Source organism: Yersinia sp. Marseille-Q3913 (genome assembly GCF_963892745.1).
Classification (GTDB): domain Bacteria; phylum Pseudomonadota; class Gammaproteobacteria; order Enterobacterales; family Enterobacteriaceae; genus Yersinia; species Yersinia bercovieri.
Genome location: NZ_CAWQAF010000055.1, coordinates 26,115 through 39,626 on the forward strand (window position 1 = coordinate 26,115; position 13,512 = coordinate 39,626).

Sequence of the window (13,512 nt, forward strand, 5' to 3'; positions counted from 1 at the left end):
GCGCCAGGGATGGCGCGGCTCGAGCCTCCATGGATGGATTTACGGCGTCTTTACGATCTACCTGTCCTCTCCGCCGCTGACACTTTGTCATTAACCTCAGAGCGCCAGCTGGCGCTCTTTTGCTTTATTGCTGCGGGTGGATGAGAGGCGGCAAACTCTCTTCCAGACTGTGCAGGTTTTGCGGCTTCACGCGAATAATCCCACCGCGTGGGCTATCAATATCGGCGATTAACATAAAAGAGAACGAAATCACCAGTGGCAATATCAAGGTCATGATCTTGCCATTTTTGCCCTGTTTGGAACCATATCCCACCAGAGTGCAGCTACAAACCGCAATAATCAGCATCAACAGCCAGGCGGCGTGCGGAATTCTATTCCACCAAGCGGCCTGCGTGTAACCCGCTGAATTTAAAACATCATTCATCCCCGAAACCACCAAAGCTCTGACGGGATCAGGGCGCTGATTCACCGATTCCAGCAACTCAACCCACAGGGCGCTCTCCAGTTGATTGGTTTGGTTATTAATCGCCGTTAGATGGGTTTCATTGCGCGTGGTATAGAAAAGTATCCGTTGATCAAGATAGTGCACTAATAGCGCTTTGGTGGTGGCGCTGGATGCCGCAGGCAAATAATCGGTACGCAGATATTCAGTGCCGATCGCATTGGCTTCCGCCTCCTCATAATTCTTACGCTGATCGTAGCGATTGATGGCCATCGAAAAACTGAAACCAATAATCAGGCCTAGCAGGGTGAGTGTCGCCCCTTGGATAACGGTAAAATTTTCGCGGATATTATCGTCCAGATCCCGCCCACGTCGAAAGAAAGCCTGACCGATATAGGCGGCGCTATACAACAGCCCACATGACAGCAGAAAAAGGACAATCGGATAATCCGTAATATTAATCATTCACTGCTCCCGCCCAGAGAATCCAATGACTGCTCGCCATTGACTATTATCAGTATAGTCAGGCGGTTAAATGCACATGAATATCTGAATGTTTCAGTGACATTTTTTTAACTGGTGAATAGTGCATCACAAATTGATGACTGTTTTTTCTGAAAAAAAGTACGATTAATAGACTTATTGAGTGGTAAGCTCATAAATTAGCAGGCCATTATTGATCTTGGACAGCGGCCGCTGCTGAATTTAATGCTTTACTGCCAAAACCGGAAATTTCTCTTCACTTTTTGCCAACGAGGCCATTTTGAACAGCGAACTATTGTGGGTGTTGACGCTACTGCTGATAGCTATTGTGCTGTTTACCACCAATAAATTGCGAATGGATGTCGTGGCGTTGTTGGTGATTATCGCCTTTGTGATGAGTGGCACCTTGTCTCTTGCTGAGGCCACCAGCGGATTCAGCGACCCCAATGTGATATTGATCGCGGCGCTGTTTGTTATTGGTGATGGGTTAGTTAGAACCGGTGTTGCCTATCAGGTCGGGGATTGGCTGGTGAAAGTCGCGGGCCACAGTGAAACCAAAATGCTGGCGTTATTGATGGTTACCGTCGCCGGTTTGGGCGCTTTTATGAGCTCGACCGGTGTGGTGGCGATATTTATCCCGGTGGTACTGAGTGTTGCCAGCCGGATGAAAATCTCGCCGGGGCGATTAATGATGCCCCTGAGTTTTGCTGGCCTGATTAGTGGCATGATGACACTGGTCGCGACGCCACCAAACATGGTAGTCAACAGCGAATTGCTGCGGGAAGGCATTAAAGGATTTGGCTTCTTCGGCGTCACCCCGATAGGCATCATCATTTTACTGATGGGGGTCGCTTATATGTTAGTGGCCCGCCGCTGGCTGGGGGGCAAACAGGAGCACTCAGAAAAAGATCAGTGGAAGCGCCGCACCTTTCGTGATCTTATCCGCGATTATAAGCTGACAGGCCGCGCTCGCCGCCTGGCTATCCGCCACAACTCCCCGCTGATTGGTCGCTCACTCGATGAGCTGCATCTGCGCGCTCGCTATGGTGCCAACGTGGTGGGGATCGAACGTTGGAAGCGCTTTCGACGCGTGATGGTCAGCGCCACCAGTTCATCGGAGCTGCACGAAAACGATGTGCTGCTCATTGATATGTCCGATTGCGACGTCGATTTGCGCGAGTTCTGTACTGAGCAAATGCTAGAGCCACTGGTGCTGCGCGGTGAATATTTCTCCGAGCAGTCCCGCAACGTCGGGATGGCTGAAGTGTCGCTTATTCCTGACTCCGCCTTATTGGGCAACAGCTTACGTGAGGTCACCTTCCGCACCCGCTATGGCCTGAATGTGGTGGGTATCCGTCGCAACGGTAAAACTTTGGAAGGCAAACTGGTCGATGAGAAATTACAGTTTGGCGATATCTTACTGGTGATTGGTGATTGGAAACTGATCCGCCAGTTGCAGCAAAAAACGCGCGATTTTATCGTGCTGAATCTGCCTGCTGAAGTTGACGAAGTGGCTCCTGCCATCTCCCAAGCGCCTCATGCTCTGTTCTGTCTGGCGTTGATGGTCGCGATGATGCTGACTGATGAAGTGCCGAATGTGATTGCGGCATTGGTGGCCTGTCTGTTGATGGGGCAGTTCCGTTGCATTGATATGGAGAGTGCTTACCGCTCGATCCATTGGCCGAGCTTAATTCTGATTATCGGGATGATGCCCTTTGCGCAGGCCCTCCAGAAAACCGGTGGGGTAGATTTGATTGTGCAGGGGCTAATGGATGTGGCCGGTGGGATGGGGCCGCGCGTGATGTTACTGTGCTTGTTTGTGCTTTGCGCCACGATTGGACTGTTTATCTCCAATACGGCAACGGCGGTATTGATGGCCCCAATCGCGATTGCGGCTGCCCGTGAGATGTCACTTTCCCCGTATCCATTCGCCATGATTATTGGTATCGCCGCGTCGGCTGCATTTATGACGCCGGTCTCCTCGCCGGTTAATACCCTGGTTTTAGGCCCCGGCGGCTATAAATTTGGTGATTTTGTCCGCATGGGGGTGCCATTTACGATATTAGTGATGATTGTGAGTGTGATGGTGGTGCCGGTGCTATTTCCGTTTTGATTATCCTTCGTTCTTGAGGTTACAGAGGGTTAGCGGTACTCGCTGCCCCTGTAACGCCAATGACTGTGGCTAATCCATTTACTCCTGCCCGTTTTCTTTGCCTACAATCTTCACTCGGCAGCTAAAATATGCTTTTAAGATAAAAACCTAAAACCCCAAATGATGAATTGCTGGTCAATCCAGTGAGTCGAGGCTGATTTCATCAAGTGAGAGGCTGAAGCTAGGGACGAATACTTCCATAAAATAATCCATCTCTGGGCTTTGGCGCATGGCGAGGGTTTTCTCTAACCGTGCTTTGGCTTGAATGAATTCGTTGTTGCCTGCGGATAGCTCCTCCAGACATTTGAGGTAAGCGCACAGGGCATCGGCTTGTTTAACCAGTGCTTTTTCTTCTTCGCTGTAGTAGTGCTCATCGAGCAGACAGCGAAAATCGTGCTGCAACTCTGCCGGCAGCATTTCGATCAGTTTTTGCTGTGCGACTTTCTCTATCTTCTTGTATTCATGGGCAATCTGCGGGTTGTAATACTTGATAGGTGTAGGTAAATCCCCGGTAATCACTTCGCTGGCATCGTGGTACATCGCCAGCAGTGCGATACGGTCGGCATTGAGATTACCATTAAATTTACGATTTTTAATGATGGCTAACGCATGAGCGACGAATGCCACCTGCAAGCTGTGCTCAGACACATTTTCAGTGCGGACATTGCGCATCAGCGGCCAGCGGTTAATCAGCTTCAAACGGGATAGATGGGCAAAAAAGTGGCTCATGTTAATCTCAATTCTCTATCGGCAACCATAGGATGCCGAGATGGCTCTGTAGCGACATTATATACCCATCGTGCTTGAAGTTGCAGTGCGGTGGCTGCGCACATCTCAACCAATTGACTGATTGTTTAAGTTCACTTGCTGACAGTCTTGACCGATAATACTAATTAATCATTAATTTTTCAGTATTATATAACTGATGATTTCTACGCCATTATTTCTAAGTAGGGAATTAAATCCTATTGCGACTTATATTACCGGCCGTTTTTTTAGAAAAATTATAACTTTGAAAACTATAAATTGAAATAGACTTGAATAGGTGTTAACTACAGAGATGTTATAACTTATTTAGTCACATGAGCGATTAAATATAATCATAAACCCTCTAAGCGGTGCCATAAGAATATCATGTACATTCCATTTATGTACCGGTTTAGTACAAAATGCAGGTCTCGGTATATGATCAGGTCTCAGTAGCTGGGCCTGTCCTGTAATGGGAGCCATTACAAGGAGAGCCGAGAGTAAACAACCACATAGCGATATCGATTTTATATATTTCATAATAATCACCTTTTGTATATTTTATATGCATGGTAAGTTTGATAAATCTGATGTGTTGCATTCTGTGTTTTAAATATAAAATTAATAAAGTTTTTATCAATGCTACTCAAGTCTATTAGACTCACTTTTGGATGAGTCAAATTAGTTTAGATAGATTTTTTAACTATTCCACACCCAATACTGGGTATATTACAAGATGATGTGAAATGTATATTTAGCTAGATGAATATTTATGACAAATAATATTTTTATTAATTCATTATATTATTTGTCATTCATAACTATTATAATAGCAATTATTGGTGATAGCTTTCCAGGAAGCGTCCCAACTTGCCAACCGCCATTTCCAGTTCGTCCACGCGGGGTAGGGTTACAATCCGCACATGATCGGGATACGGCCAGTTAAAGGCACTGCCTTGCACCAACAATACTTTTTCCTGCAACAGCAGATCCAATACCAGCTTTTGATCGTCTTTCAGGTTAAAACGTTTCTGATCAATGCGTGGGAACATATACAGTGCGCCTTGAGGTTTCACGCAGGACACACCGGGTATCTGGTTAATCAGCTCCCAGGCGCGATCACGTTGTTCATATAAACGCCCACCCGGTTGGATAAACTCACTGATACTTTGATAGCCGCCCAGCGCAGTTTGAATCGCATGTTGCATTGGCACGTTGGCACACAGCCGCATTGACGCCAGCATTTCCAAGCCTTCAATATAACCTTTGGCGTGCTTTTTCGGCCCGTTCAGTACCATCCAGCCCTGCCGGAAACCAGCAACGCGGTAAGTCTTGGACAAACCATTGAAGGTGACGGTCAGTAAGTCAGGTGCCAGTGCAGCAATAGAGTGATGCTGCGCTTCGTCATATAAAATCTTATCGTAGATCTCATCGGCGAAAATAATCAGGTCGTTCTGGCGGGCGATTTCGACAATCTCCAGCAACAGCTCTTTGCTGTATACCGCGCCAGTCGGATTGTTCGGATTGATAATCACAATCCCACGGGTACGCGGGGTGATTTTGCTGCGGATATCATCCAAATCAGGGAACCAGCCCGACTCTTCATCACACATATAGTGCACGGCTTTACCGCTTGACAGCGAAACCGCCGCTGTCCATAACGGGTAATCCGGTGCTGGCACCAACATTTCATCGCCGATGTTCAGCAATGCCTGCATGGATTGCACGATCAGCTCAGAAACACCATTCCCAATGTAGATATCCTCGACTGTCAGGTCGCGCATATCACGGGCCTGATAGTGCTGCATAATGGCTTTGCGCGCCGAAAATAGGCCTTTGGAGTCGCAATAGCCTTGTGCCGTTGGCAAATTACGGATCACATCCACCAGAATTTCATCTGGTGCATCGAAACCAAACGGGGCAGGGTTGCCGATGTTCAGTTTCAGAACCTTATTACCCTCTTCTTCAAGACGCTTAGCTTCTTTTAGCACTGGGCCACGAATGTCGTAACAAACGTTGTCCAGCTTGTTGGATTTCTCAATGGGGGACATAAAAAATTGAGCCTTTTGCTGGTAAAAGCGTGTCCTCAGCGTGGAACACTGCAAGGCATTCAATGTACTCCGACGCCGCTGCTTTTTGAAGTTCTATGCACATCTTTAGCGCGAATGGCTGTTTTTATTTCAAATGAGGGTTGGCCGAAAGCGGGAAATGACATTAATGGTATTTTACCGTTATGCCCTTATCAGTTATGCGTGATTGATGAATTTATCTGAAGTTTTATCCTGGCCGATTTGGATATACACAATAGCTAACAAAAAAATAGCTTTTACAGAGGGAAGGGGATTCTCTTTGCAACAAAGAGTTGCCGTTATGGTGGTTAACCCTCCCTATTGATGCTGCCTTTTAAAGGCAAGAATCTCAATCCAACAGTTTATATCATCATACATATTCTTGCGGTGTGGGTTAGGATAAATTTGTAAATAGGAAAACTATTAAGAATAATTAATGTTAACTTAGAGGATCTTAATGGTTATCAATCGTTACTGTTTGAATTACCTAAGTTAGATAAAAAAAGTGCAGAGTAATACATTGAGATTTTTTAATATTATTTCAGTTAGATAGTCTTGGCCTTTTAATTAAAATGGGTCTCCAACTCTTATAATCAGCCTCGAATAGTGAGATTACTGAAGCAAAAAAATCTTCAGTAATCGAAGATTTAGTGGTTTTTTATGAGCGTATTCACAAACAACTGCATAACTTAGCCAATAGTTTTTTTTAAAAAGAGATAGCGGTAACGAAATATAAGTAAATTTTTTGCCCTACTCTAATGAGTGGGGTACTGTCATACTTAGCGTTGTCCCTTATTGATGGCGCTAATACTTAAACACCAGGGTAGTTTGTAATTAGAATTCAAAAAAGTGAAGAATACACTATGACAAATGCAAATCGTCCGATAATTAATCTCGACCTCGATCTGCTTAGAACCTTTGTAGCTGTTGCTGACTTGAATACTTTTGCCTCTGCTGCTGCAGCGGTTTGTCGAACTCAGTCAGCGGTTAGCCAACAAATGCAACGGTTAGAACAGTTAGTTGGTAAGGAGTTATTTGCCCGTCATGGGCGTAACAAATTACTCACTGAACATGGTCTCCAGTTACTCGGCTATGCCAGAAAAATTTTACGTTTTAACGATGAAGCCTGTACGTCACTCATGTACAGCAATATAGAAGGGTCGCTCGTTATTGGTGCATCTGATGATACTGCCGATACGCTGTTACCCTTTTTGCTGAACCGGGTGGCGACGCTATATCCTCGGCTGGCGATAGATGTGCGGGTAAAACGCAGCCCGCTTATCGCCGATATGCTAAATACTAGCGAGGTGAATCTGGCTATTACGACGGCTAAGGTCGACACTCATCCTCATGTAATTTTGAGAACATCACCGACACTTTGGTACTGTTCCGCCGACTATCAGTTCCAGCCCGGCGAGTCAGTTCCTTTAGTGGTGATGGATGAGCCAAGCCCTTTCCGTGATATGGCAATAGAGCATCTCACCAAAGCGGGTATTGCATGGCGGATAGCCTATGTTGCCTCTTCGCTTTCTGCCATTAGAGCGGCAGTTAGGGCAGGGCTGGGGGTGACCGCCAGACCGATAGAGATGATGAGTCCTGATTTACGGGTGCTGGGTGAAACAGAAGGGCTACCTCGCCTGCCTGAAACTCACTATTCACTCTGTAAAAGCAGTCAGTGTGACAATGAATTGGCATTAGCCATTTTCGATGCCATGCAGGCGGGTCATCAACATGGTTTACAGTCTGACTCAGATCGGGTTCTGGATTCTGATTATCTAATAGACGATATAAGTTAAGAGTTCAACACAAACACTATATTGTAAGCCCCTAATTTTAGGGGCTTTTTAATTTATTTGATAATAAAAATCAGATTTATTCCTGTCTCATATTAATTTTATGCTCAGAACGTCGTTTTATTTACTTATGGCTGTTTATCGACATAAGAAAAATGACGTTAACTAAAGATAAACGTAACTAATATTCATTCTCATTTATTGGCGAATTAATTTAATCAAAACATCGTTTCATTATTAATAAATATTAACGTGCAACTTTTCATAGTGAATATTTATTAAATAACACTCAAAACGTGTTCTGGATCAAAAAAATACCCCTAGCTAGTGAGTGGAAGAACCGGTTATTCCTGAGACAATGGTATAGTTAATGCGAACTATACTGGTTGGCTTATATGTGTATGTTCTGACTTAACAAATTACTGACTCGATTTAGCTTACGAGTTCGCACCAAATGTTAAGTAAGATCGTGCACTTGTAAATTAATCTGTAGTTACTTTTGTCTAAGTTGACAAAAGGTTACCGAAAGGAGTAAAAAGCCCACAGTAAAACACTGGCTAAACAGTTGTAAAGACAGTGTGTTTTGTGTGGTTTTTATCCTTCCCTTTGAATCGATGTGGTGCACTAACTGCCAATACAAGAGCAGGATGTCCGACACCACTTTTGATGAGTAAGCAATGCGTATGTCAACAACCACTGAAGTTATCGCTCATCATTGGGCGTTCGCTGTATTCCTGATTGGCGCAATCGGACTGTGCGGTTTGATGCTGTTGGGTGCGTTCTTCCTGGGCGGGAGAGCTCGGGCCCGTGCCAAAAACGTCCCCTATGAGTCTGGTATTGACTCGGTAGGTTCAGCGCGTATGCGCTTATCTGCCAAGTTTTACCTGGTCGCCATGTTTTTCGTTATTTTCGATGTTGAAGCCCTGTACCTGTATGCGTGGTCAATCTCAATTCGTGAGAGCGGCTGGGTAGGCTTTATCGAAGCAACCATTTTCATTTTGGTGCTTTTGGCTGGTTTGGTTTATCTGGTGCGTATCGGCGCTCTAGATTGGACTCCTGTGCGCTCTAATCGCCGCGTGAGCAAACCGAGCATAGTCAAATACGCCAGCAGTCATCCAGATATACGCCAATAAATACAGCGAGGCATTAACATGGACTATACGCTCACCCGCATAGACCCTAACGGTGAGAACGACCGTTACCCCCTGCAAACTCAGGAAACCGTCAGCGGCGATCCTCTCGAGCAACATGTCCACCGTAGTGTTTACATGGGTAAACTTGAGAACGCCATGCATGACATGGTGAACTGGGGGCGTAAGAACTCTCTTTGGCCGTATAACTTCGGCCTCTCTTGTTGTTATGTCGAGATGGTGACCTCGTTCACTGCGGTACATGACGTGGCCCGTTTCGGTGCAGAAGTTCTGCGTGCTTCTCCGCGCCAGGCCGACTTCATGGTGGTGGCCGGTACGTGCTTCACCAAAATGGCCCCGGTTATTCAGCGTCTGTATGAACAAATGCTCGAGCCAAAATGGGTTATCTCCATGGGGGCCTGTGCCAACTCAGGCGGCATGTACGATATCTACTCCGTGGTACAAGGCGTGGATAAATTCCTACCAGTAGACGTGTATATTCCTGGCTGTCCACCGCGCCCGGAAGCTTATATGCAAGCACTGTTGCTGCTACAGGAGTCTATTGGTAAAGAGCGCCGTCCTCTCTCTTGGGTTGTGGGTGATCAAGGTGTTTACCGCGCCAATATGCAGCCAGAAAGAGAACGTAAGCATGCTGAACGAATTGCAGTAACTAACTTGCGTACACCTGACGAGATCTAACCCGACTTTCGGTGTTGGATTTTTTGTGCGTAAGTGATTTGTTTTTGGATGGAATTGTTTTTATCCAGAACATGTGTGCGGCAAATGACCACAAAATGACACATTCAGTGTGGTGAAAAAACAGTGTGGTAAATAAATAATGACCGATTTAACGACGTCCGACAGCACCCAGCCAGCATGGCAGACCAGCTCACATCTTGATGATCCGGTGATTGGTGAACTGTCGAACCGTTTTGGGCCTGAGGCCTTTGTTGTTCAAGCGACCCGTACCGGTATGCCCGTGGTATGGGTGAAGCGTGAACAATTGCTGGAAATAATGTCGTTCTTAAGAAAACAGCCTAAGCCTTACGTCATGCTGTTTGACTTACATGGTGTGGATGAGCGCCTGCGTACTCACCGCCAGGGTCTTCCTGAAGCGGATTTTTCTGTTTTCTATCATCTGCTCTCCATCGAACGCAACCGCGACATCATGCTGAAAGTGGCGCTGTCTGAAAAAGACTTGCACGTGTCCACAGCCACCAAGATTTTCCCTAATGCCAACTGGTATGAGCGGGAAACTTGGGAGATGTTCGGTATTACCTTTGATGGTCACCCACATCTGACGCGCATTATGATGCCGCAGAGCTGGGAAGGTCACCCGCTGCGTAAAGATTACCCAGCCCGTGCTACCGAGTTCGATCCCTTTGTGCTGACCAAGCAGAAAGAGGATCTGGAGATGGAGTCACTGACCTTCAAACCGGAAGATTGGGGTATGAAGCGCGGGACCGAAAACGAGGACTTTATGTTCCTTAACCTCGGCCCGAACCACCCCTCTTCACACGGTGCATTCCGTATCGTGTTGCAGCTTGATGGTGAAGAAATTGTCGATTGCGTGCCGGATGTGGGCTATCACCACCGTGGCGCGGAAAAGATGGGCGAGCGCCAATCCTGGCACAGCTATATTCCGTACACCGACCGCATCGAGTACCTCGGCGGCTGCGTCAACGAAATGCCATACGTATTGGCAGTGGAAAAACTGGCCGGTATCAAAGTGCCAGAGCGGGTCGACACCATTCGCGTGATGTTATCCGAACTCTTCCGTATCAACAGTCACTTACTCTACATCAGTACCTTTATCCAGGACGTTGGCGCAATGACGCCGGTGTTCTTCGCCTTTACTGACCGTCAGAAAGTGTACGATTTGGTTGAAGCGATCACCGGTTTCCGTATGCACCCGGCCTGGTTCCGGATTGGTGGCGTGGCACATGACCTGCCGCGTGGTTGGGATCGTCTGCTGCGTGACTTCCTCGACTGGATGCCAAAACGTCTGGACTCCTACGTCAAAGCGGCATTGCAGAATAGCATCCTGAAAGGGCGTTCTGTGGGTGTTGCCGCCTATAATTCCAAAGAGGCGTTGGAGTGGGGCGTTACCGGTGCTGGTTTACGTGCGACGGGTGTTGAGTTTGATGTGCGTAAATGGCGTCCATACTCCGGCTACGAAAATTTTGATTTTGAAGTGCCCATCGGTAATAACGGCGACTGTTATGACCGCGTGATGTTGAAAGTGGAGGAGTTGCGTCAAAGCCTGCGCATTCTGGAGCAGTGTTATAAAAACATGCCAGAGGGGCCATTCAAGGCTGACCACCCGCTGACCACACCGCCGCCGAAAGAGCGCACGCTTCAACATATCGAAACGCTGATCACCCACTTCCTGCAAGTGTCATGGGGTCCGGTGATGCCAGCTAACGAATCATTCCAAATGGTTGAAGCGACCAAAGGGATCAACAGCTACTATCTGACCAGTGATGCCAGCACCATGAGCTATCGCACTCGGATACGTACACCAAGCTATGCTCATTTGCAGCAGATCCCATCGGTTATCCGTGGCAGCCTGGTATCTGACTTGATTGTCTATCTGGGCAGTATCGATTTTGTAATGTCTGATGTGGACCGCTAATTATGAGTGACCAAAAAGAGACTCAGGATCAAAAAGAGAACCAAGATGTGGTGGACTTGGCAGTCAATGCGGCTGAACCGGCGACTACAACTGACGTTTTCGAGTTGAGTGCTGAAGAACGTGATGCTATCGAACATGAAAAGCACCATTACGAAGATGCCCGCGCTGCGTCAATCGAAGCACTGAAAATCGTGCAGAAAGGGCGTGGCTGGGTGCCGGATGGGGCGATTCACGCCATTGCTGAAGTGCTGGGTATCCCGGCCAGTGATGTTGAAGGGGTAGCCACATTCTACAGTCAGATCTTCCGCCAACCGGTAGGGCGTCATGTGATCCGCTACTGTGACAGTGTGGTGTGCCATATCACCGGTTATCAGGGGATTCAGGCCGCGATTTCGAAGAAACTCAGCATTCAGCCGGGCCAAACCACCTTTGATGGCCGCTTTACACTGCTGCCAACCTGCTGTTTAGGTAACTGCGATCGTGGCCCCACCATGATGATTGACGACGATACCCACAGCTACCTGAAACCTGAAGATATCGAGAAGTTACTGGAGCAATATCCATGACAGCTAATTCAGGTTTTACCAAAGCCACGGGGTTTAATAAAGAGATTATTCGGACACCGGAAATGCACCCGCTGACCTGGCGTTTACGTGATGACAAACAGCCAGTGTGGCTGGATGAATATCGCAGCAAAACCGGTTACCTGGGCGCTGAAAAAGCCTTAAAAGGCATGGCACCACCTGATGTTGTTAACTTAGTCAAAGACGCGGGTCTGAAAGGCCGCGGCGGTGCAGGTTTCTCCACCGGTTTGAAGTGGAGCCTGATGCCGAAAGACGAAAGCATGAACATCCGCTATCTGTTGTGCAATGCCGATGAGATGGAGCCGGGCACCTATAAAGACCGCTTGCTGATGGAGCAATTGCCGCATCTGCTGGTGGAAGGGATGTTGATCAGTGCCTTTGCGCTGAAAGCCTATCGTGGCTACATCTTCCTGCGTGGCGAATATATCGAAGCGGCGGTGAATTTGCGCCGCGCTATTGCCGAGGCAACCGAAGCTGGCTTGCTGGGCAAAAACATCATGGGCAGCGGCTTTGATTTTGAGCTGATAGTCCATACCGGTGCTGGCCGCTATATCTGCGGTGAAGAGACCGCGCTGATTAACTCGCTGGAAGGCCGCCGCGCCAACCCACGTTCCAAGCCACCTTTCCCCGCTTCTTCGGGTGTTTGGGGTAAGCCGACGTGCGTGAATAACGTGGAAACCCTGTGTAACGTGCCCGCCATTCTTGAGCATGGCGTTGAGTGGTATCAGGGGATCACCGCCGGTAAAAGTAACGATGCTGGCACCAAACTGATGGGCTTCTCTGGCCGGGTGAAAAATCCGGGTTTGTGGGAATTGCCATTTGGTATCACCGCCCGTGAAATTCTGGAAGATTACGCCGGTGGTATGCGTGATGGCCTGAAATTCAAAGCCTGGCAGCCGGGCGGGGCAGGGACTGACTTCCTGACCGCTGACCATCTGGATTTGCCGATGGACTTCGAGAATATCGCCAAAGCAGGTAGCCGTTTAGGCACCGCGCTGGCGATGGCGGTAGACCACGAAATTGGCATGGTGCCTTTGGTGCGCAATCTGGAAGAGTTCTTTGCCCGTGAATCCTGTGGCTGGTGTACCCCGTGCCGCGATGGCTTGCCATGGAGCGTGAAGATCCTGCGCGCACTGGAGCGCGGCGAAGGTCAGCCGGGCGACATTGAGACACTAGAGCAGCTGTGCCGCTTCTTAGGGCCAGGCAAAACCTTCTGTGCTCACGCGCCGGGCGCGGTTGAACCACTACAAAGTGCGATCAAATATTTCCGGGAAGAGTTCGAAGCCGGGATCGCAGCTAAGGACTATGGCAACACCCGAGCCATAGCCGGTATTCAGCCAAACCTTTTAAAAGCACGCTGGTAGCCGCATTGACGCCCTTGCTGTTTTCAGCAAGAGCCAGAATTTTTGATTAACGCTTGTAAACGAACCGTTTTAAGGTCGTCGTACAGACATTAAACGTGTTCACGCACAAGTCA

At 47.8% G+C, this 13,512-nt stretch carries 10 protein-coding genes; 7 read left to right on the forward strand and 3 right to left on the reverse strand.

Annotated elements, in window-relative coordinates:
• Window positions 1-124: 124 nt before the first annotated feature.
• Window positions 125-907 carry a bestrophin-like domain gene (locus tag AACW11_RS16375; protein WP_212584796.1) on the reverse strand — a complete coding sequence of 261 codons (783 nt, stop codon included), beginning with the start codon at window positions 905-907 and terminating at the stop codon, window positions 125-127.
• Between the two features lie 298 nt (window positions 908-1,205).
• Here AACW11_RS16375 and AACW11_RS16380 point away from each other — a divergent pair, with 298 nt between their 5' ends.
• Window positions 1,206-3,038, forward strand: coding sequence for an SLC13 family permease (locus AACW11_RS16380; RefSeq protein WP_212584797.1), 1,833 nt, complete (start codon window positions 1,206-1,208; stop codon window positions 3,036-3,038).
• Between the two features lie 174 nt (window positions 3,039-3,212).
• Here AACW11_RS16380 and yfbR read toward each other — a convergent pair whose 3' ends face one another.
• The gene (gene yfbR / locus AACW11_RS16385) at window positions 3,213-3,806 is read right to left on the reverse strand and encodes a 5'-deoxynucleotidase (protein ID WP_005276407.1); all 594 of its coding nucleotides are present in this window, start codon (window positions 3,804-3,806) and stop codon (window positions 3,213-3,215) included.
• A gap of 854 nt (window positions 3,807-4,660) precedes the next feature.
• Window positions 4,661-5,875, reverse strand: a complete 1,215-nt coding sequence (locus AACW11_RS16390; RefSeq protein WP_212584798.1) for a pyridoxal phosphate-dependent aminotransferase — start codon at window positions 5,873-5,875, stop codon at window positions 4,661-4,663.
• A gap of 881 nt (window positions 5,876-6,756) precedes the next feature.
• On the opposite strand from AACW11_RS16390, the gene rovM reads away from it, so the two are divergent.
• The 6 genes from rovM to nuoF all read left to right on the forward strand — a co-directional run bounded on the left by rovM (window position 6,757) and on the right by nuoF (window position 13,399).
• Window positions 6,757-7,689: a virulence transcriptional regulator RovM gene (gene rovM, locus AACW11_RS16395; protein ID WP_212584799.1), complete on the forward strand. Its 933-nt coding sequence runs from the start codon at window positions 6,757-6,759 to the stop codon at window positions 7,687-7,689.
• 674 nt (window positions 7,690-8,363) lie between these two features.
• A complete protein-coding gene (nuoA, locus tag AACW11_RS16400; protein ID WP_032898292.1) occupies window positions 8,364-8,819 on the forward strand; it encodes an NADH-quinone oxidoreductase subunit NuoA in 456 nt (151 codons plus the stop codon).
• Between the two features lie 18 nt (window positions 8,820-8,837).
• On the forward strand, window positions 8,838-9,515 hold the full coding sequence (locus AACW11_RS16405; protein ID WP_002210278.1) for a NuoB/complex I 20 kDa subunit family protein: 678 nt from the start codon (window positions 8,838-8,840) through the stop codon (window positions 9,513-9,515).
• Between the two features lie 139 nt (window positions 9,516-9,654).
• Entirely contained in the window at window positions 9,655-11,451 is a 1,797-nt protein-coding gene (nuoC, locus tag AACW11_RS16410) for an NADH-quinone oxidoreductase subunit C/D (protein ID WP_212584800.1), read from the forward strand.
• Between the two features lie 2 nt (window positions 11,452-11,453).
• Window positions 11,454-12,017: an NADH-quinone oxidoreductase subunit NuoE gene (gene nuoE / locus AACW11_RS16415; protein WP_249192767.1), complete on the forward strand. Its 564-nt coding sequence runs from the start codon at window positions 11,454-11,456 to the stop codon at window positions 12,015-12,017.
• Window positions 12,014-13,399, forward strand: a complete 1,386-nt coding sequence (nuoF, locus tag AACW11_RS16420; protein WP_212584801.1) for an NADH-quinone oxidoreductase subunit NuoF — start codon at window positions 12,014-12,016, stop codon at window positions 13,397-13,399. Before nuoE ends, nuoF begins: the two co-directional genes overlap by 4 nt.
• Window positions 13,400-13,512 lie beyond the last annotated feature (113 nt).